This window comes from Variovorax sp. PAMC26660 (assembly GCF_014302995.1).
In the GTDB taxonomy this organism is placed as follows: Bacteria; Pseudomonadota; Gammaproteobacteria; order Burkholderiales; family Burkholderiaceae_C; genus Variovorax.
Map to the genome: position 1 here is coordinate 5,917,153 of NZ_CP060295.1, position 20,232 is coordinate 5,937,384.

General features: G+C 65.5%; 20 protein-coding genes. 17 read left to right on the top strand and 3 right to left on the bottom strand.

The window, feature by feature from the left end; all coding sequences use genetic code 11:
• Window positions 1-154: 154 nt before the first annotated feature.
• The gene (locus H7F35_RS27940) at window positions 155-1,345 is read left to right on the top strand and encodes an acyltransferase family protein (protein WP_187109770.1); all 1,191 of its coding nucleotides are present in this window, start codon (window positions 155-157) and stop codon (window positions 1,343-1,345) included.
• A 337-nt stretch (window positions 1,346-1,682) separates the two neighbouring features.
• On the opposite strand, the gene H7F35_RS27945 is transcribed toward H7F35_RS27940, so the two are convergent.
• Complete coding sequence (locus H7F35_RS27945) at window positions 1,683-2,111, bottom strand: GNAT family N-acetyltransferase (protein ID WP_187109771.1); 429 nt, start codon at window positions 2,109-2,111, stop codon at window positions 1,683-1,685.
• 43 nt (window positions 2,112-2,154) lie between these two features.
• Between H7F35_RS27945 and H7F35_RS27950 the strand changes: the two genes are divergently transcribed.
• Both H7F35_RS27950 and mgrA read left to right on the top strand, forming a co-directional pair.
• Window positions 2,155-2,460, top strand: a complete 306-nt coding sequence (locus H7F35_RS27950) for a hypothetical protein (RefSeq protein WP_187109772.1) — start codon at window positions 2,155-2,157, stop codon at window positions 2,458-2,460.
• Entirely contained in the window at window positions 2,457-3,497 is a 1,041-nt protein-coding gene (gene mgrA / locus H7F35_RS27955; RefSeq protein WP_187109773.1) for an L-glyceraldehyde 3-phosphate reductase, read from the top strand. Before H7F35_RS27950 ends, mgrA begins: the two co-directional genes overlap by 4 nt.
• Before the next feature lie 33 nt (window positions 3,498-3,530).
• Here the strand turns inward: mgrA and H7F35_RS27960 are convergent, their stop codons facing one another.
• A complete protein-coding gene (locus tag H7F35_RS27960) occupies window positions 3,531-3,737 on the bottom strand; it encodes a dodecin (protein WP_187109774.1) in 207 nt (68 codons plus the stop codon).
• A gap of 149 nt (window positions 3,738-3,886) precedes the next feature.
• Here H7F35_RS27960 and H7F35_RS27965 point away from each other — a divergent pair, with 149 nt between their 5' ends.
• The 10 genes from H7F35_RS27965 to H7F35_RS28010 all read left to right on the top strand — a co-directional run bounded on the left by H7F35_RS27965 (window position 3,887) and on the right by H7F35_RS28010 (window position 14,032).
• Window positions 3,887-4,084 (top strand): hypothetical protein, encoded by a 198-nt coding sequence (locus tag H7F35_RS27965; RefSeq protein WP_187109775.1) that lies wholly within the window; start codon window positions 3,887-3,889, stop codon window positions 4,082-4,084.
• A gap of 77 nt (window positions 4,085-4,161) precedes the next feature.
• Window positions 4,162-4,662: an AAA family ATPase gene (locus tag H7F35_RS27970; protein WP_187109776.1), complete on the top strand. Its 501-nt coding sequence runs from the start codon at window positions 4,162-4,164 to the stop codon at window positions 4,660-4,662.
• 101 nt (window positions 4,663-4,763) lie between these two features.
• Complete coding sequence (locus H7F35_RS27975) at window positions 4,764-5,768, top strand: LLM class flavin-dependent oxidoreductase (protein WP_187109777.1); 1,005 nt, start codon at window positions 4,764-4,766, stop codon at window positions 5,766-5,768.
• Between the two features lie 38 nt (window positions 5,769-5,806).
• On the top strand, window positions 5,807-7,147 hold the full coding sequence (locus H7F35_RS27980) for an LLM class flavin-dependent oxidoreductase (protein WP_410010734.1): 1,341 nt from the start codon (window positions 5,807-5,809) through the stop codon (window positions 7,145-7,147).
• Window positions 7,147-8,364 (top strand): M20 aminoacylase family protein, encoded by a 1,218-nt coding sequence (locus tag H7F35_RS27985; RefSeq protein ID WP_187109778.1) that lies wholly within the window; start codon window positions 7,147-7,149, stop codon window positions 8,362-8,364. The genes H7F35_RS27980 and H7F35_RS27985 overlap by 1 nt, the downstream gene beginning before the upstream one ends.
• Entirely contained in the window at window positions 8,361-8,897 is a 537-nt protein-coding gene (locus tag H7F35_RS27990) for a GNAT family N-acetyltransferase (RefSeq protein WP_187109779.1), read from the top strand. Before H7F35_RS27985 ends, H7F35_RS27990 begins: the two co-directional genes overlap by 4 nt.
• Window positions 8,894-10,741: an amino acid ABC transporter permease/ATP-binding protein gene (locus H7F35_RS35075; protein ID WP_222621975.1), complete on the top strand. Its 1,848-nt coding sequence runs from the start codon at window positions 8,894-8,896 to the stop codon at window positions 10,739-10,741. Before H7F35_RS27990 ends, H7F35_RS35075 begins: the two co-directional genes overlap by 4 nt.
• Before the next feature lie 40 nt (window positions 10,742-10,781).
• Window positions 10,782-11,702 (top strand): ABC transporter substrate-binding protein, encoded by a 921-nt coding sequence (locus H7F35_RS28000; RefSeq protein ID WP_187109780.1) that lies wholly within the window; start codon window positions 10,782-10,784, stop codon window positions 11,700-11,702.
• 11 nt (window positions 11,703-11,713) lie between these two features.
• A complete protein-coding gene (locus H7F35_RS28005) occupies window positions 11,714-12,640 on the top strand; it encodes an ABC transporter substrate-binding protein (RefSeq protein ID WP_187109781.1) in 927 nt (308 codons plus the stop codon).
• Window positions 12,641-12,982: 342 nt separating this feature from the next.
• The gene (locus tag H7F35_RS28010) at window positions 12,983-14,032 is read left to right on the top strand and encodes an LLM class flavin-dependent oxidoreductase (protein ID WP_187109782.1); all 1,050 of its coding nucleotides are present in this window, start codon (window positions 12,983-12,985) and stop codon (window positions 14,030-14,032) included.
• 109 nt (window positions 14,033-14,141) lie between these two features.
• On the opposite strand, the gene H7F35_RS28015 is transcribed toward H7F35_RS28010, so the two are convergent.
• Window positions 14,142-14,387, bottom strand: a complete 246-nt coding sequence (locus tag H7F35_RS28015; RefSeq protein ID WP_187109783.1) for a hypothetical protein — start codon at window positions 14,385-14,387, stop codon at window positions 14,142-14,144.
• A gap of 412 nt (window positions 14,388-14,799) precedes the next feature.
• Between H7F35_RS28015 and H7F35_RS28020 the strand changes: the two genes are divergently transcribed.
• The 4 genes from H7F35_RS28020 to H7F35_RS28035 are packed head-to-tail and all read left to right on the top strand — an operon-like array spanning window position 14,800 to window position 20,113.
• A complete protein-coding gene (locus tag H7F35_RS28020; protein WP_187109784.1) occupies window positions 14,800-16,389 on the top strand; it encodes an ABC transporter substrate-binding protein in 1,590 nt (529 codons plus the stop codon).
• A gap of 9 nt (window positions 16,390-16,398) precedes the next feature.
• A complete protein-coding gene (locus H7F35_RS28025; protein ID WP_187109785.1) occupies window positions 16,399-17,364 on the top strand; it encodes an ABC transporter permease in 966 nt (321 codons plus the stop codon).
• A gap of 23 nt (window positions 17,365-17,387) precedes the next feature.
• A complete protein-coding gene (locus H7F35_RS28030; RefSeq protein WP_187109786.1) occupies window positions 17,388-18,329 on the top strand; it encodes an ABC transporter permease in 942 nt (313 codons plus the stop codon).
• Window positions 18,326-20,113, top strand: a complete 1,788-nt coding sequence (locus H7F35_RS28035; RefSeq protein WP_187109787.1) for an ABC transporter ATP-binding protein — start codon at window positions 18,326-18,328, stop codon at window positions 20,111-20,113. The genes H7F35_RS28030 and H7F35_RS28035 overlap by 4 nt, the downstream gene beginning before the upstream one ends.
• Window positions 20,114-20,232: the final 119 nt, after the last annotated feature.

The following is a 20,232-nucleotide window of genomic DNA, read 5'->3' on the forward strand; positions in this document are numbered from 1 at the left end:
TAAGAAAATTTTCTGTCATTTTGAGGCGAAGTTGCAAGTAACGGGCCAGGAGTGAGGGGGCTTTTGGAGCTGCGCATGGACGCGGCATGCGTGCCGTTTCCCTCGTGGCGCGCTCGTTTAAGCTCGTTGCAGTTCGCCTCTAGGTGTTTTCCCGATGTCCTTGCTTCCTTCGCCGTCCGCGGCCACCGGCCCCGGCGCTGCCGGCGCATCTGCCCAGCCTTTGCAGGCCCGGAATTTCAGGATCGACATCCTTCGCGGGATCGCGATTTCCCTCGTGCTGTTGCTGCACTTCCACCTGTCGTACTCGCTGCTCGACAGTCCATTGGCGGCCGTGCTGCCGGCGGAATTCATCAAGGCCGTTGCGCGCAATGGCAACTACGGCGTGACGATGTTCTTCGTGGTCTCGGGCTACCTCATCACCTCGACCACGCTGCGGCGCTACGGCAGCCTGGGCAACGTGGACGTGCGCAGCTTCTATGCGTTTCGCTTCGCGCGGATCGTGCCGTGCCTTGTCGTTGCGCTGGTGGTGATCGTGGTGCTCGGGCTGCTGAAGCAACCGGCATTCATGAATGTCGCCAAGCCCGGTTGGCCGGAGGTCGGCTATCCGGTCGCGGTGCTGTCGGTGCTGAGCTTCTGGCACAACGTGCTGATGCAGCATGCGTGGTACTTCAACTACGCGATGAACATCTACTGGTCGCTGTCGGTGGAGGAGGTGTTCTATCTCGCGTTTCCGCTGCTGTGCTTCGGGCTGAAGCGGCAATGGGCCATCGTGGCCGTGTGGGTGCTGGCGATCGTCGTGGGCCCGATCTACCGCAGCTTTCACACGGACGACGAGATCTACTTCATGTACGGCTATCTCGCGTGTTTCGACGCGGTGGCCTTCGGTTGCTGCGCCGCGTTGCTGGCACAACGCTTCAGCCTTGGCAGTTGGGGAGGCCGCCAGCTACAGCTTGCCGCAGCCTGTCTCGTGGCCGTGACGTACCTGCGCGGGATTCAGGGCAACGAAGTCTTCGGCTTCACTGCCATCGCGGCCGGCACTGCCGTGCTGCTGATCGGCGCGCACAACGAGCGCGTGCCGGGCTGGGCGTTGCGCAGCAGGGCGTTGGCGGGGCTGCGCTGGCTGGGACGGCACAGCTATGAGCTGTACCTCTTTCACATCATCGTGCTGGGGTTGATGCGCAGCTTTGTGCCGCGTGGGGCGATGCCGGCTGTCTACAAGCTCCCCGCGATGGTCTTCTTTGTCGCGGCCTCGGTGCTTGTGGCATGGGGCGTCGCGCGGTTCTATTCGGAGCCGATGAATGCGAGGCTGAGGGCTTTCTTGCTTCGAGGGCGGGCGGCTCTCTGATTTTTTGTTTAGGGTGTACTTGTTCTGGGCGCTGCTGTTTGGAGCGGGTTCATTCAGGGCGAGTGCGAATGACACCAGGTGCTCCCCTGTGCGAATGTCCCCCGCTTCGCTCCTCCTTTATTTCGCTGCGGGGAGCACCTGGCGTCATTCACACAGGGGCACGCTGCTGGTGATCGCCGATCAACGACTGCTCCGCATAACGCTCACGCTGATACGGGGCTCTTTTTAGCTAAATAAAGGAGGAGCGAAGCGGGGGACATTCGCGAAAAAGAGCCCCGTGTCGGCGTGAGCGATGCCCTGAACAGCAACCTCAATGTGGCCAACAACAGACACGCCTTCAGCCCGTTAGCGCCTTCTTCATCAGCACCAAGTATTGGCCCTGCACGAAGTCATCGATGCGGGCGTACTCTTCATAGCCGTGCTTGAGATAGAAAGGCCGCGCCTGCCACTCGAAAGTGTCGAGCCTCGCATTCTTCGCACCGAGCGCGATGGCCTGCTGTTCCGCTTCCACGAGCAGGCGACTCCCAAGCCCTGAGCCGCGCGTATCTTCTTCCACAAAGAGAATTTCGACGGTGAGCCAGCGCAGGGCAACGTAGCCCCGGAGCCCGCCGAGCAGGCGGCCGGCTTCGTCCCTCGCGTCCAGCCGCACGTACTGGGTCTCGGCGTACTTGCCGACGACCCCGTAGTTGAACGCACGCAGCTTTCGGCCGAGTTCGCCACTGGCGAGTTGTTCGGGCGTGGGTGTGGAGAAGGTGATATTTTTCATTGGACGCATGAGGCAGACGGAATCTCAGGAGAGGAGTGCCACGATGGCCCAAGGCACAGCCATGCCCGAATGGGTTTCGGCTGGGAGATTGGTTGGTTGGCGGATCGGCGCGAGCGTGATCTGCAAGATCGCGATTCTGCCTCTCGCGCACAACCCGCATATCGATCCACGCTTTCCTTCTTTGTGCCCGCGCACGCCCGTTGATACGTTCGCTTTCATCGCCATTGAAACCAGCGACCGCCAACGCTTGCGGCGATATCCCTGCGCAGGCATGCTGCACTGGCGTGCCCCGTGCACTCCGCGTGCTTTTCTCTTCCTTCATACTTTTTCGCTCAGAGACATTCCATGACCTATCTCGCAGCTCCCGCGCGCTACGACGCCATTCCCTATCGCCGCGTCGGGCGCAGCGGGCTCGTGCTGCCCGCCATCTCGCTCGGGCTGTGGCACAACTTCGGGGACAGCACGCCCATCGACGTGCAACGCAAGCTGCTGCGCACGGCCTTCGACCTGGGCATCAATCACTTCGACCTGGCCAACAACTATGGCCCGCCGTACGGCAGTGCCGAGACCAACTTCGGTCGCCTGCTGCGCGAAGACTTCAAGGCCTACCGCGATGAACTCATCATCTCCAGCAAGGCCGGCTGGGACATGTGGCCCGGCCCCTACGGCCAGGGCGGCGGTTCGCGCAAATACGTGCTCGCCAGCCTCGACCAGAGCCTGCAGCGCCTGGGTGTGGACTATGTCGACATCTTCTATTCGCACCGGTTCGACCCGCACACGCCACTCGAAGAAACCGCGTCTGCACTGGCGCAGGCCGTGCAGCAGGGCAAGGCGCTCTACATCGGCATTTCTTCCTACTCGGCCGGCAAGACGCGCGAGATCGCCGCGCTGCTGCGCGAGTGGAAGGTGCCGCTGCTGATCCACCAGCCGGCCTACAACCTGTTCAACCGCTGGATCGAGAAAGACCTGCTCACGGCCACCGAGGATCTGGGTGCCGGCGTCATCGCCTTCACGCCGCTCGCGCAAGGGCTGCTGACCGACAAGTACCTGCAAGGCATTCCGGCCGATGCGCGCATCAACCGGCCCGGCGGCGGCTCGCTGAAGCAGGAGCATTTGTCCGAAGCGAACGTGGAACGCGCGCGCGCCTTGAACAAGATCGCGCAGCGCCGGGGCCAGAGTCTCGCGCAGCTCGCGCTGACCTGGACCTTGCGCGATCCGCGCGTCAGCTCCGCACTGATCGGTGCCAGCCGGCCCGAGCAGATCGTCGACAACGTGGCGGCGCTCGCGCATGCGCCGCTGAGTGCCGAAGAGCTGGCCGAGATCGACAAGTACGCGGTCGAAGGCGGCGTGAATCTCTGGGAAAAGCCCTCGACCGACTTCGCCTGATGCCGGGCCATGCCCGGCCTTGCGCCGGGTGGGCTATTCCAGCGTGAAGCCGATCTTCAGCGTCACTTGCCAGTGCGCGACCTTGCCATCCACGACATGGCCGCGCGTCTCGGTCACGGTGAACCATTGGATATTGCGGATGGTCTCGTGCGCCTTGGCGATGGCGGTCTGAACTGCGTCCTCGATGCCGGTGGAGGACGAGCCGGTCAGCTCGAGCGACTTGTAAACGTGATTCGACATGTCTGTGCTCCTTGTGGTTGACCCAGGCCATCGTAGTGAGTGCCTGGCGTGGCAGGTGGAATTTTCTGCATCAGGAAACTCGCAATCCGTCTTTGGCAAAGGGCAGGGCGCTGCGCAGAATCGGGCGCAGCGTTCACCTTCACATTGCCATGCCACAGCGCCATCTCTTCGACTCTCCCGCCGCACAGGCCCGCCATGTTCTTGCCCTGACAGCGAAGTCGTGGCGCATTCCCCCCAGCTCGCCGCGCGAAATTGCACGCCGTGCGCCGCATGGCTATGTGCCGGTGAGGGCGTTGCGCCGGCTGCATGCGGCAGCGACGCTGGCCTTGCTGCCGCATTCGTGGTGAGGCGCGAGCATCAGGCGCTTTGACAGCAAGGGCCGGGGCCAGCACCATGCGGGACCCACCTGGAGGCAAAGACACCGATGCTGATTGTTCTGGGTGGCTTGCCCGGCACGGGCAAGACCACCATCGCCCGCGAGATCGTTGCACGCTCCCCGGCCGTGTACCTGCGCATCGACACCATCGAGCAGGCCATCGTGTCGGCAAAGGTGCTGGCGGGCGACGTCGGGCCTGCGGGCTATGTCGTCGCCTATGAACTGGCCCGCGCCAATCTGGCACTCGGGCAGACCGTGGTGGCCGATTGCGTCAATCCGCTGCCGCTCACGCGCGAGGCTTGGCGTGCCGTGGCGTCGGACTCATCTTCGCGCGTGATCGAGGTCGAGATCGTGTGCTCCGATGTCGCCGAACACCGGCGCCGCGTCACGCAACGCACCTGCGACATTCCGGGCCTCGCGCCGCCGACATGGGCTTCTGTGCAAGGCCGCGACTACATGCCGTGGACCACGCAACGCCTCGTGATCGATACGGCCATCGTCAGCGCGGCCGATGCGGCGCGGTCGATCCTGGGCCACCTGGGCGACTGAGCAATATGCAGATATCGATATAGAAAATCAGCGCAAACGGTGCGCGCGATGCCCTACAGAATTCGCAGCAATTCTTTCAATGGCGTCTTTCGCCGCACACCGTGTCCTATTCGCTGTCCCTGCTCGACAAGAGCCTGATCCCTGAAGGCGCAGACGCCGCACAGGCTTTCCAGCACACCATCGCGCTCGCACAAAGCGCCGAGCGACTGGGTTACCGCCGCTACTGGCTGGCCGAGCACCATGGCAACCGCAACTACGCGGGATCGGCCCCTGAGGTGCTGGCCTCGCATGTGCTTGCCAAGACCTCGCGCATCCGTGTCGGCACGGGCGGCGTCATGTTGCAGCACTACAGCCCGTTCAAGGTGGCCGAGACTTTCCGCGTGCTGGCCTCGCTGGCACCGGGTCGTGTCGATCTGGGTGTCGGCAAGGCGCCCGGTGGCCTGCCGCTCACCAGCAAGGCGCTGCAGTGGCTGCACGATCCGGTGAAGCAGCGCGAAGACTTCGGCGTGCGCCTTGCCGAACTCGATGCCTTCCTGCATGACGGCGTGGCTTCGGGCCACGCGTTGGCAGGCGCGGTCGCCACGCCGAATCCGCCCCAGTTGCCGCAGCGCGTGCTGCTCGGCGGCAGCCCCGAGAGTGCACTGCTGGCCGCGCAACTCGGCTGGGAGTTTGTCTACGCCGGTCACTTCAACGGCGACCCCGTCAACCTCGAACAGTCTGTCGATGCCTACCGCTCGGCCACGGGGCGCGCACCCTTGCTCGCGCTCTTTGCCTTCGCGGCCCAGACGCACGAGAAGGCCGCGCAGCTCGTGGGCGCGTTGCGCAGCTTCAAGGTGCATCTGCCGACCGGGCAGAGCGTGAACCTGCCCAGCCTGGAGGCCGCGGCCGAGTTCGCGCGGCAGGCCGGTGTGACCGACTACCGCACCGAAGAGCGGCGCCCGCATGTCATTGCCGGAACCGGCGAAGAGGTGCGCGACGCGCTCGATGCGTTGAGCGAACGCCACGGCATCGAAGAGTTCGTCATCGACATTCCCGTCGCCGGTTTCGCGGAGCGCTCGGCCTGCATCGAACTGCTGGCCAAGGCGCGCGAGCCCGCGCTGGCCTGAGCCTTTCCTTTTTTCCCCAATCAAGAAGAACGATCGTCATGAGCAACATCAAGTTCGGCGTCATGCTGCAAGGTGCCGGCAGCCACATGAATTCATGGAAGCATCCGGGCGGACCGGCCGATGCCAGCGTCAACCTCGACTTCTTCGTGCGGACCGCGCAGAAGGCCGAAGCGGCAGGCATTGCCTTCGCCTTCGTGGCAGACGGGCTCTACATCAACGAGAAGTCGATCCCGCACTTCCTGAACCGTTTCGAGCCCATCTCGATCCTGTCGGCGCTCGCGACCGTGACCTCGAAGATCGGCCTGGCGGGCACCATTTCCAGCTCGTACAGCGACCCGTTCACGGTGGCGCGCCAGTTCGCCTCGCTCGACCTCATCAGCGGCGGGCGCGCGGGCTGGAACGTGGTGACCACGCCGCTCGAAGGCAGCGCCAAGAACTACAGCCGCACACACCCCGAGCACGCGCTGCGCTACGAGATCGCCGACGAATACCTCGCAGTGACGCAAGGCCTGTGGGACAGCTGGGATGAGGACGCCTTCACGCGCAACCGCGAGAGCGGGCAGTTCTTCGATCGCGAGAAGTTGCATACGCTGGACCACAAGGGGCGCTTCTTCAATGTGTCGGGCCCGCTGAACATCCAGCGCTCGCCGCAGGGCCAGCCGGTGATCTTCCAGGCCGGATCGTCCGACGCGGGTGTCGGGCTGGCGGGCAAGTACGCGGATGCGGTGTTCACGCATTCGCCGTCCATCGAGGAGACACGCGCCTTCCTCAAGCAGGTGAAGGCCAGCGCGGTCGCACAGGGCCGGCAGGCCGACGACGTGAAGATATTCCCGGGCATCGGCCCGGTCGTCGCGGCGACTGAGGAAGAGGCCGAGGCCAAGTACCGCACCATCCGCGAGCTGCTGACCGTCGAGGAAGCGCTGGCCTATCTGGGCCGCTTCTTCGACCACCACGACTTCAGCCAGTACCCGCTGGACGCGCCGTTCCCCGAGCTGGGCGAGATCGGCCGCAACAGCTTTCGCTCGACCACCGACCGCATCAAGGCCAACGCCAGGGCCAAGGGCCAGACGCTGCGCGAAGTGGCGCTCGAAGTCGCCACGCCGCGCACGCAGTTCGTCGGCACCGGCGAGCGCATTGCTGACGAGATCATCCGCTGGGTGGACGAAGGCGCGGCCGACGGCTTCATCCTCGGCTTTCCGGTGTTGGGGCAGGGCCTGGACGACTTCATCGAATTCGTGGTCCCGGCGCTGGAGGCGCGCGGGCGCTACCAGCGTGAGCTGCCCGGCCACACGCTGCGCGATCACCTCGGCCTGCCGCGCAAGGCGAGCCGCTACGTGGCGCAGGAAGGTGTCGCGGCTGTTGTGAAAAAGGTCGCCTGATGGGCGCCGTATTGCCGCGCACGGCCGTCAAGGACATCCACCGCGTCGAATCCGCCATTGCCAGCTACGGCGACGAGTTCATCGCACTGCGACGCGACATCCATCAGCACCCTGAACTCTCATTCAAGGAGCACCGCACTTCCGCCCTGGTGATCGAGCGCCTGACCGCCTGGGGCTACGAGGTCACGACCGGCATTGCCGGCACCGGCGTGGTGGGCACGTTGCGGCGCGGCCCCGGCAAGCGTCTGGGCATCCGTGCCGACATGGATGCGCTGCCCATCCGCGAGGCCACGGGCCTGGCCTATGCCAGCGTGAATGCGGGCGTGATGCATGCCTGCGGCCATGACGGCCACACCGCCATCCTGTTGGCGGCGGCGCGTTTTCTCGCCCAGTCGGGTGAATTCAGCGGCACGCTGCACCTGATCTTCCAGCCGGCCGAAGAACTTGGCGCCGGCGCCAAGCAGATGATCGAAGAGGGCCTGTTCGAGCGCTTCCCGTGCGACGCGGTCTTCGGCCTGCACAACTGGCCCTGCGTCGGCGCGGGGCATGTCGGCTGCGTCTCGGGGCCCGCGATGGCGGCCATCGACCAGGCCGAGATCACCGTGCGCGGCAAGGGCGGCCACGGCGCGCAGCCGCACGAAACGGTCGACCCGGTGGTGGTCAGCGCACACCTGATCACAGCGCTGCAGACCATCGTGTCGCGCAACGTCAACCCGCTCGACATGGGCGTGGTGACGCTGGGCTCCATCCATGGAGGCGAGGCTTCCAACGTGATTCCCGGCACCGTGGAGCTGAAGCTCACGGCACGCTCCTTCAAGCCCGAGGTGCGTGCCTTGCTGCAACAGCGCATTCCAGCGTTGGCGAAGGCACAGGCCGAGAGCTTCGGTGCCACGGCGGATGTCAATTACCGGCTGGGCTTTCCGCCTGTCATCAACCACGAGGCCGAGACCGTCTTCGCCCGCGAGGTGGCGCTCGACACCTTCGGCGCGGACCGTGTCGATGCCGCATTCCGCCCGCGCACCGCCAGCGAAGACTTCGCCTTCATGCTGCAGGCGCGCCCCGGCAGCTATGTGTTCTTCGGCAATGGCGACAGCGCCTCGCTGCACAGCCCGCACTACGACTTCAACGACGCGATCCTCGCGCCCGCAGCCATCTACTGGGTGCGACTGGCCGAGCGCTTTCTCTCCGACGAAGCCCCCCAGGAGTCGACCCCATGAGCGAACAGTTTCTCTACACCACGCCGCTCGATCCGCGCGCCAAGCCGTTGATCGAGGGCCTCACTTTCGAGTACGACAGCCGCTACGGCGACGTGCTGCGCGAGCCGGGTGCCCCGCGCGAGATCGACCGGTATCCGGCCGAGGTGTTCGCACCGCCGCACGGCAACTTCGTGCTGCTGCTGCGCGATGGCATTGCCATCGGCGGCGGCGCCTTCATGCGCCACGACGAACGCACGGCCGAACTGAAGCGCGTGTGGACGCACAGTGACTTGCGGCGCCAGGGCCTTGCCAGCAAGGTGCTGCTGGAGCTGGAAGCGCAGGTGCTGCGCCAGGGCTATGAGCGCATCTACCTCACGACAGGTTTTCGCCAGCCCGAGGCCGTGGGCCTGTATCGCGGCCACGGCTACACCGCGCTGTTCGATGAGGTCGCCGACCCCGAGACACCGCGCAAGCTGCCTTTCGAGAAACACCTGGCCACCGCGCGCCATCACAGCCGCCCGGCAGCGGCCAAGGCAGAGGCGGTGCAGCGATGAACACCACCACCGTTCTGGAAGTCGGCCCCGAGCCGCGAAGCCCCGCGCCGGCGCGTGTCCCATCGAGGTCCGAGCCCGCACCGCCGCCACGCATCGCGCCGGCCAAAGGCGACTATTCGCACTTTCGCATCGTGCCGGCCCGCTATCCGGCACGCACGGTGGGCACCGTGTTCGCGGTGTTCGTCATCGGCATCGTTCTGCATTCGGTGTTGACCAATCCGCGTTGGGGTTGGGGTGTGTTCGCCGAATGGTTCTTCGCCGAACCAGTACTCGAAGGGCTGGGCCGCACGCTGCTGCTGACCGCGCTGGGTGCGCTGCTGGGCTTCTTCTTCGGCACGGGGCTGGCGCTGGCGCGGGTGTCGCGCTCGCCGCTGCTGGCGCGGTTGTCGTGGGTGTTCACCTGGATCTTCCGTTCGGTGCCGGTGATCGTCCTGCTGCTGATCATCAACAACCTCGGCTACCTGTACGAGACGGTCGCGCTGGGTGTGCCCTTCACCGACATCACTTTCTTCTCGTACCCGACCACGCAGCTCATCAGCCCGTTCATTGCAGCGCTGCTGGGCCTCACGCTGAACCAGGCGGCCTTTGCCTCGGAAATCGTGCGTGGCGGCATCCTGTCGGTGGAGCAGGGGCAGCTCGAAGCGGCTGCGGCGCTCGGTCTTTCGCGCGGTCGGCAGTCTTTCCGCATCGTGCTGCCGCAGGCGATGCGCACCATCTTGCCGACGGCCTTCAACGACATCATCGGGCTGGCCAAGGGCACGTCGAACCTCTATATCCTGGCACTGCCAGAGCTGTTCTACACGATCCAGATCATCTACCGCCGCAACCTGGAAGTGATTCCGCTGCTGATGGTGGCGACGGTGTGGTACCTCATCATCCTCACGGGGTTGTCGGTGGTGCAGCACTACGTCGAGCGGCATTTCTCGCGCGGTGCGCTGCGCAACCCGCCCCGTTCGTGGCTGGGTGGCGTGGTGCGCGGGCTGTGGCGGTCGAAGGCGCCCGTGGCCGGCCCCGTGGTCGAAGACGACGTTGCAGATACATCCGTGCCGGCGCAGGTGCCCCGATGGACCGACCCGCTCACGCAAGGCGGCGAGGTCACGATCCACGGTGTGTCCAAGAGCTTCGGTGCGCTCAAGGTGCTCGACAACGTGACGCTCGACGTGGGGCAGGGCAGCGTGACGGTCATCCTCGGCCAGTCGGGCTCGGGCAAGTCGACGCTGCTGCGCGCCATCAATCACCTGGAGCGCGTGGACGACGGCTTTATCGCCATCGATGGCGAGCTGATCGGCTACCGCCGCGACGAAGACACGCTGTACGAGCTGCACGAGAAAGAGATTCTCAAGCGCCGCGTCGACGTGGGCATGGTGTTCCAGAACTTCAACCTGTTCCCGCACCTCACGGTGCTGGAGAACATCATTGAGGCCCCCATCTCCGTGCGCGGCCTGTCGCGTCCCGACGCCGAGGCGCTGGCTTCCGAGCTGCTGGTGCGGGTTGGGCTGGCCGACAAGACGCATGCCTATCCGCGTCAACTGTCGGGCGGCCAGCAGCAGCGCGTGGCGATTGCCCGTGCGCTCGCGCTCAAGCCCAAGGTGCTGCTGTTCGACGAGCCCACTTCGGCGCTCGACCCCGAACTGGTGGGCGAGGTGCTGGCCGTCATCAAGGAGCTGGCGCGCTCAGGCACCACGCTGGTCATCGTGACGCACGAGATCGGCTTTGCCCGCGAGGTGGCCGACACCATCGTCTTCATGGAGCGGGGCCGCATTCTCGAAACCGGCACGCCCGAGAAGGTATTCAACGCGCCAGAGCATCCGCGCACGGCCGAGTTCCTGGCCAAGGTTCTTTGACTTCCTTTTTTCTTTTTCCTTATTCACTGCATCGCCCCTCATGAACCACCGAAGAAAAATCCTGTCCGCCCTGGTTGTCGCCGCCTTGCTGCCGCTGGCTGCATCGGCCCAGTCCGTCGGCGACCTGAACCCCGAACAGCCGGGCCGGCCGCGCGCGCAGAAGCTGGACGAAGCCATCAAGCTCGCGAAGGATTTCAAGTTCCTGAAAGAAGGCGTGCTGGTCGTCGGCACCAGCGTCGGGCGCTTGCCGCTCGCGGCCTATGCCACCGACACGAAGACACCCGTTGGCAACGCGCCCGACATCGCGCAACTGGTGGCCGACAGCCTCGGGCGCAAGCTGGAGCTGGTGCCGACCAATTGGGCCGACTGGCCGCTGGGCCTGCAGTCGGGCAAGTTCGACGTGGTGGTGTCGAACGTGACGGTGACCGAGGAGCGCAAGGAGAAGTTCGACTTTTCCACCTACCGCAACGACCAGCTCGGCCTGTATGTGAAGTCCGACAGCAAGATCGCCCCGATCAAGGAGCCCAAGGACATTGCGGGCCTGAGGATCATCGTGACCGCCAGCACCAACCAGGAGCAGATTCTCTTGCGCTGGAACAAGCAGAACATCGCCGCCGGGCTGAAGCCGATCGAGCTGCAGTACTACGACGACGATGTGGTGCAGCGCCTGGCGATCCAGTCGGGTCGTGCCGACGCCTACGTGGGCCCCAACGCCCTCGCAGCCTATGAGGCGCGCGACGGCAAGACCCGGCTCGCCGGCCTGTTCTCGGGCGGCTGGCCGCTGAATGCGGAGATCGCGGTCACCTCGCGCAAGGGCTCGGGCATCGCCGAAGCCGTCACGGTGGCGCTGAACGCGCAGATCAAGAACGGCAACTACGCCAAGGCGCTGTCGCGCTGGAACCTGAGTTCGGAGGCGATCGAGGTGGCACGCACCAATCCGCCCGGCCTGCCGAAGAACTGAGGCCGGAACCCATGTCATTCAAAAGCAAAGCGGGCGTGCTGGTCGTCCTCGGTCTCGCGGCCCTGACGATGGCGCATGCCGCCGACAAGTTCGACTTCAGCCCCGAGCAGCGCGGGCGCCTTCACACGAGCAAGGACGTGGGGGCTGTCAACGCCATTCCAGCGGGCTTCAAGTTCGTGAAGGATGGCGTGCTCACCATCGCGGTGGCGCCTTTCGCGCCGCCGATCTCCACCTATGCCACCGATGCGAAGACGGTCGTCGGCTTCGATGCCGACTTCGCGCACCTTCTGGCCGAAGCGCTGGGCCGCAAACTCGATCTGCAGCCCATCGCCTGGGCCGACTGGCCGTTGGGCCTGAGTTCGGGCAAGTACGACGCGGTGATCTCCAACGTGGGCGTGACCGAGCAGCGCAAGGAGAAGTTCGACTTCTCCACTTACCGGCTGGGCCTGCACGGCTTCTATGTGCGTACCGACAGTGCCATCAAGTCGATCAAGGAGCCGAAGGACGTGGCAGGCTTGAAGCTCACGACCGGCGCGGGCACGAATCAGGAACGCATCCTGCTCGAATGGAACCGGCAGAACATTGCCGCTGGCCTGAAGCCGGTCGAGATCCAGTACTACGACGACGATGTGACGCGCTGGCTGGCTGTGACCACCAAGCGGGTCGATGCCAATTTCAATCCCAATGCGCCACAGGCGTACGAGTCGGCGAAGAACGGGCAACTGCGGCTGGTGGGCACCGTCAATGCCGGCTGGCCGCTGAAGTCCGATGTGGCGGTTGCCACGCGCAAGGGGAGCGGCTTGGCTGCGGCGCTGACCACGGCAACCAACGGCCTGATCCGCAACGACACCTACGCCAAAGCGCTTGCACGCTGGAGCCTTGCGGAAGAGGCCTTGCCGAAGTCCGAGACCAATCCTCCTGGGTTGCCCAAGTTCTAGGAAGTGCGTTGTTCAGGGCGACGCTCACGCCGACACGGTGCTCTTTTTCGCGAATGTCCCCCGCTTCGCTCCTCCTTTATTTAGCTAAAAAGAGCCCCGTATCGGCGCGAGCGCTCAGAGCACTTGTTGATCGGCGATCACCAGCAGCGTGCCCTTGTGCGAATGACACCGGGTGCTCCCCGCAGCGAAATAAAGGAGGAGCGAAGCGGGGGACATTCGCACAGGGGAGCTCCCGGTGTCATTCGCACCCGCCCTGAACAACGACCCAAACACAAGCGCCGCTAAAACAAAAGTGCCCCGAACAGAAGTCTTGGGGAAAAGACATCGAGAACAGACCGCACCATGACCATCCGACACCTTGGATTTCTCACGCCCGGCAACTATGCCGAAGCAGATCCGCTGGCCGGCCTCGAAGCCGCGCTGAAGCTGTTCGAGTTCGGCGAAAAGCGCGGCTTCGACGGCGCCTGGGTACGCCAGCGACACCTGGAGCGTGGCGTTTCATCGGCTTCCACCTTTCTTGCTGCAGCAACACAACGCACACAACGCATCGAGCTGGGGGCCGCGGTGATCCAGATGGGGTACGAGAACCCGTTCCGGCTCGCCGAAGACCTTGCCACCGTCGATGTGCTGTCGCGCGGCCGCTTGCAGGTGGGCCTGAGTGCGGGTGCACCGCTGCATGGCGCGCTGCTCGGCAACCGCTTCTACGACGCAGCGCCGAACACCATCGACTTCACGCACAAGCGCGTGGGTCGGCTGCGGGCCAACCTGGAAGACTCGTTGCTCGGCGACGAAGACACCTTCGTCGAGTCGGCGGGCGGGCGCCTGCGTCCACGCGTGCAGCCCCATGCACCGGGGCTGGTCGACCGGCTCTGGTATGGGGGCGGCTCGCTGCGCTCGGTGGAATGGGCGGGGCGCAACGGCTTCAATCTGCTGCTGGGCAATGTGCTGTCGGGCGAGACCACGAGCGACTTTCTGCAGGCGCAGTCGGGGCTCATCGAACGCTACCGCGCCAGCGAAGACGTACAACGCAAGGGCAGGGTGGCACTGGGCCGTGTCATCGTGCCGCTCGACAGCGCCGATGCCGCCACGCGCCGGCGCTACCGTGCGTTCGCCGCGGGCCGCGTCGAACGCACGCTGGCGCCGCAAGGCGAGCGGCGCACGCTCTTCGCGACCGACCTCGTAGGCACGTCCGATGAAATCCTGGAGCGGCTGCGCAAGGACCCGGTGCTGCCGCAAGTGAGTGAACTGCGCGTTGAACTGCCCTACAACTTCAGCGGCGAGGAGTACGAACAGATCCTGCACGACCTCGCGCAACGCATCGCGCCGGCACTGGGCTGGCACGCGCCCGGAGCGGCAGCGGCGGTGCTCGAAGAGACATTGGAGGCCGGTTAGACGGCCGGATCGGATGAGTTCGAGGTGAGTCGGAGCCGGGTTGCTTGCCAACTCGACGGGCGACTTTTAACGAGCCTTCGGGCTCGTTTTTTTGACGCCGCCGGACGATTCAATCGTGATCGATGAAGATGCCCGCGCACAGCGCGATGCCGACGACGTAGAGCATCCAGGTCCGCGAAATCGCGTAGGGGTAGAGCATCAGCGCGATGCCGAGCCATTTGCTTTTCCAGCGCCCGGAGCGCTTGCCGTATCGGTACGCCGCGATGCCCGCGAGGCCGAACAGCACGACGCCGACGATGTAGGCCGGGCTCGGCAGCGAGATGCCGAGCGACTGCAATGCTTGCAAGTTGTCCATGGAGCGGTATTAACGCATGCCTGCAGCAATCGCCAGGCGGGCTGCAGCGCTTCCCCGAGGATGCGGCGGATTTCCAGGGTGACCGGTGGGTTCTCCTGCACGAGCGATTCAGATGCCTAGGTTCTGGACTTATCGCAATCGCTTCGTTGGTGATCGTGACCGAACTTCCTGGAGTGCAACCTGCTCTCTTTCTTTTGCATTCACAAGGAGTGGGCCGGACTGCGCTTGAAGCGTCGGGCCGGTCTGGCATAGGGGCGCTCGCGCGTCTTTGTGCTCGCTTTCTCTGTGCTTCGATATGCGGATTGCTTCTTTGGGTATGGCGCGAGGCGGGGCACAGTCGCGCCTCGCAACAACGTGCGAGCCATGGCCATCCGCCCGTTTCTTCTTCAAAAAAAAATCCCGAGGATTCTTCATGCTCCGACGACTTCTGACCGCGACCTTGCTGGCCGCCGGCCTGCTGCAGGTGTCCATCGCTTCCGCCGAAACCGTGCGCTGGGCGCGCAGCGCCGACCCGGCCACGCTCGATCCGCATGCGGTCAACACCGGCACCAACTTCGGCCTGCTGCACCAGATCTACGAACCGCTGGTCGTGCGCGGTGCCGACAGCAAGCTGCAACCCGGCCTCGCCGCCTCGTGGAAGCTCACGGCCGACGCAACGGTGTGGGAGTTCAAGCTGCGCCCCGGCGTCAAGTTCCATGACGGTTCGCTGCTCACGGCCGACGACGTGGTGTTCTCGCTCAAGCGGGCACAGGCGCCGACGTCGGCGCTGAAATCGCTGCTGACGTCGGTGGCCGAGGTGACGAAGATCGATCCGCTCACGGTCCAGGTCAAGACCAAGGGGCCGAACCTGATCTTTCCGAACAACCTCACGAACATCTTCATCCTGAGCGAAGCATGGGCGAAGGCGAACAAGGCCGAGCAGTCGCAGGACGTGGCGAGCAAGACCGAGAACTTCTCCACCCGCAACGAAAACGGCACCGGCCCCTATGTGCTGGCATCGCGCGAGGTCGATACGCGCACGGTGCTCAAGCAGTTCCCGCAGTACTGGGGCCGTGGCCAGTTTCCGCTGGAGGTGACCGAGCTGATCTACGTGCCGATCAAGTCGCCCGCCACGCGCGTGGCCGCGCTGCTGTCGGGCGAGGTCGATTTCGTGCAGGACCTGCCCGCGCAGGACGTGGGCCGGCTCAAGGCCGACAAGCGCTTGCGCGTGACCGAAGGGCCCGAGAACCGGTCGATCTTCCTGGGTCTGAACGTGGGCGCGAAGGAGCTCAAGTACTCGGACGTGAAGGGCCGCAACCCGCTGGCCGACCCCCGCGTGCGCGAAGCCATCGGCCTGGCCATCGACCGCGACGCCATCAAGACGGCCGTGATGCGCGGCCTGTCGAACCCCTCGGGCATCATCGCGCCGCCGTTCGTGCACGGCTATGAAAAGAGCCTTGCGGCCTACCCGAAGGCCAATGCCGCCCAGGCCAAGAAGCTGCTGGCCGAGGCCGGCTATCCGAACGGCTTTTCGATCACGCTGCACACGCCGAACGACCGCTACGTGAACGACGAGGCCATCAGCACGGCGGTGTCGGGCTTCCTCGGGCGCATCGGCATCAAGACCACGGTGGCGGCACGCCCGATCGCGCTGCACAGCACTGCCATCAACACGGCCGACACCGACTTCTATTTGTTCGGCTGGGGCGTGCCCACCTACGACTCGGCCTACATCTTCGATTACCTGGTCTACACGCGCGGCAAGGACGGTCGCGGCCCGACCAACGCCACCGGCTACAGCAACCCCGAGGTCGATGCGCAGATCGCATCGCTGGCCTCCGAAAGCGACAAGGGCAAGCGCGACGCCACCATCAAGAGCATCTGGCAGACGGTGCAGAAAGAGCGCATCTACATCGCGCTGCACGACCAGGTGCTCAACTTCGCATCGACTCCGCGGCTCGACATCCCGGTCAGCCCCGATGGCACTGTCTATTTCAAGAACGTGAAGGTGGCGAAGAAGTAACGGCGCGCGATGCTGGTTCATCTCTTGCGCCGGCTCGGCCAGTCCGTGCTGGTGTTGCTGGTCGTGTCCTTCGTCTCGTTCCTGGTGTTTCGCCACATCGGTGACCCGACCATCAGCCTGCTCGGCGAAGACGCAACCGTGCAAGAGCGCGCGGCGCTGACGGCCGAGCTGGGCTTCGACAGCCCGGTGCCCATCCAGTACCTGCGCTATGTGGGCCATGCGCTGCAGGGCGACCTGGGTGTGTCGTACCGGCTCAAGCGGCCGGTGGTCGAACTCATCGCCGAGCGGCTGCCGGCCACGCTGGAACTGGCGCTGGTGGCCTCTGTTCTGGCGGTGGTGGGCGGTGTGGCGCTGGGCGTATACACCGCGATCCGGCGCGACAGTATCGCGAGCCGCGTGGTCATGACCGCGTCGCTGGTCGGCGTGTCGCTGCCCACCTTCCTGATCGGCATCGGGCTCATCTACCTCTTTGCGGTCGAGCTGCGCTGGCTGCCGTCGTTCGGGCGCGGCGACACGGTGCAGCTCGGCGGGTGGAGCACGGGGCTGCTCACGCTCTCGGGCTGGGCCTCGCTGCTGATGCCGGCGCTGACGCTGGGCCTGTACAAGCTCACGCTCATCATGCGGCTCGTGCGCGCCGAAATGCTGGAGGTGCTGCGCGCCGACTACATCCGCTTCGGCCGCGCGCGCGGGCTGCGCGAGCGCGACCTGAACTACGGGCATGCACTGCGCAACACGCTGATTCCGGTCATCACCATCACCGGGCTGCAGATCGGCTCGCTCGTCGCCTTTGCCATCGTCACGGAAACGGTGTTCCAGTGGCCCGGCGTGGGCCTGCTGTTCATCTCCTCGATTCAAGGGGTGGACGTGCCGGTGGTGGCGGCCTACCTGCTGCTGATTGCGCTGCTCTATGTGGCGATCAACCTTGTTGTCGACCTGCTGTATGTGCTGGTCGATCCGCGCCTGCGGCGTGCCTGAACCTTCTTCTCTTTTTTTCCTTGATGACGCTTCCTTCTTCACCCGCCGCGAATGCACCGCGCCGCTGGCGCAACGCCGATTCGCCCGTGCTGCGCGCGTTCGCACGCTCGCGCACCGTGCAACTGGCCGCGCTGGTGCTGCTGCTGATCGCAGTGGCTTCTCTGTTCGCGCCGTGGATCGCACGGCAGAACCCTTTCGATCCGGCCAACCTCGACCTGATCGACGCCTTCACGCCGCCGGGGCAGCAGGGCGTGACCGGCGCCTTCTATCCGCTGGGCGCCGATGACCAGGGGCGCGACGTGTTCTCGGCCATCCTCTATGGGCTGCGCATGTCGCTGCTGGTGGGCATCAGTGCGGTGGCGCTGTCGCTGGCCATCGGCGTGCCGCTCGGGCTGGCGGCGGGCTATGCGGGTGGCTGGTTCGACACGCTGGTGATGCGCGTCGCTGATGTGCAGCTCACCTTTCCGGTGCTGCTGGTGGCGCTGCTGATCTTCGGCATTGCGCGCGGGATGCTGCCCGAGGGCTACCGCGACGACATGGCGGTGTATGTGATCGTGGCGGCCATTGGCTTGTCTGAATGGGTGCAGTACGCGCGCACGGTGCGCGGCGCGGTGATGGTCGAGAAGCACAAGGACTATGTGGCCGCCGCGCAGATCATCGGCCGTTCGCGCACCGGCATCCTGGTGCGGCACATCTTGCCGAACCTGCTGGCACCGGTGCTGGTGATTGCCACCATCAGCTTTGCGCTGGCCATCGTGGCGGAGTCGACGCTGTCGTACCTGGGTGTCGGGCTGCCGCCCACGCAACCGTCGCTCGGCACGCTGATCCGCATCGGGCAGGGCTTTCTGTTCTCGGGCGAGTGGTGGATTCTTCTGTTTCCCGGGCTGGTGCTGCTGGCGCTGGCGTTGTCGGTCAACCTGGTGGGCGACTGGCTGCGCGACGCCCTGAACCCGAGGCTGCAATGAGCGCGCGCGACGAATGGTCGGCCGCTCCGGCGCCAGTGTTGCCTGTGCTGCAGGTGCGCGACCTGGGCGTGGAGTTCGACACGCACCGGGGCGTCGTGCGCGTGCTCGACGGCGTGTCCTTCGAGATCGCAAGGGGCGAGATTCTTGGCGTGGTCGGCGAATCCGGCGCGGGCAAGTCGATGGTCGGCGCCGCCGTCATCGGACTGGTGCCGCCACCGGGGCGCATCGCTGGTGGCTCGGTCGAGCTGCACGGCGAGCGCATCGACACGCTGCGCGGCGAAGACATGCGCCGCGTGAGAGGGCGCCGCATCGGCAGCGTGTTCCAGGACCCGCTGACCAGCTTGAACCCCGTCTATCCGATCGGCCGCCACCTGATCGAGACCATCCGCACGCACTTGCCCGTGAGCGAGCAGGAGGCACGGCAGCGCGCACTGGCGCTGCTGGCCGACGTCGAGATTCCCGACCCCGAAAGCCGCATCGACCAGTACCCGCACCAGTTTTCGGGCGGCATGCGCCAGCGCGTGGCGATTGCGCTCGCGCTGTGTGCCGAGCCGCAACTGCTGATTGCCGACGAACCCACCACCGCGCTCGACGTGTCGGTGCAGGCCCAGGTGATCCGCGTGTTCCGCCGCGTCTGCCGCGAGCGCGGCACGGCTGCGATGCTGATCACGCACGACATGGGCGTGATCGCCGAGGCGGCCGACCGGGTGATGGTGATGTACCAGGGCCGCGTATTGGAGACCGGCCCGGTGCGCGAGATTCTCGACCGCCCGCGCGAGCCCTACACCCGCGCGCTGATGGCCGCGATTCCTTCGGTGCGCCACAGGTTGCACCGGTTGCCGGTGCCGGAGATCGGCGCGGACATTGCCGAGGCTGACGTGTTGCCGCCAGTGCAGATCGAGACGGGTGCGGTGGCAGCATCTGAAGAAAGCGCGCCACTGGTCCGCGTGCAAGGCCTGTCGCGCGAGTTCCACCTGTCCGCCGGCTGGCTCGTCCGCACGCTGGCGCGCGAACCGAAGAAGGTGCTGCGCGCGGTCGACGACGTGCACTTCGACATTGCGCGCGGCTGCACCTTCGGGCTGGTCGGCGAATCGGGCTCGGGCAAGTCGACCGTGGCGCGCATGATCGCCGGCCTGACGCGGCCCACCGCGGGCGCGGTGCTGTTCGACGGCATCGATCGCTGGGGCAGCACCGCGCAGACTGCGGCGCTGCGACGGCGCTTCCAGATGATCTTTCAAGACCCGTACGCCAGCCTCAACCCGCGCTGGCGCGTGGACCAATTGATCGCCGAACCGGTGGAGGTGCTGGGCCTGGCCGGCAGCGCCGAAGAAACGGCGGAGCGTGTGGTCGAGGCTCTGCGCCGCGTGCGCATGTCGCCCGACGATGGCCGGCGCTACCCGCACCAGTTCTCGGGCGGCCAGCGCCAGCGCATCGCCATCGCGCGGGCGCTGGCGAGCAAGCCCGAGTTCATCGTCTGCGACGAGCCGACCTCGTCGCTCGACGTGTCGGTGCAGGCCCAGGTGCTGAACCTCATGCGCGACCTGCAGGACGAGTTCGGCCTGACGTACCTGCTGATCAGCCACAACCTGGCCGTGATCCGCCACATGTGCGACGACGTGGGCGTGATGCAGCGCGGGCGGCTGGTGGAGCAGGGGAGCGCTGCCGAAGTGCTGGATGCGCCGAAGCACGCCTACACGCAGGCGCTGATGGCGGCGGTGCCCGACATGCGTGCGCCCCGCAGCCCCTTCGCGGCGAGCATTTCTATAGCTGGCTCTGCGGGATGATCGGCCCGATGAGTCGCCGCTTGATGCGCTGCCACGCCGAGGTCTCGGGCGGCACGTCGTAGGCCGTTTCCTTGGCGTTGTCGTCTTCCTCGACCCACTCGACCTACTCGACACGCTGG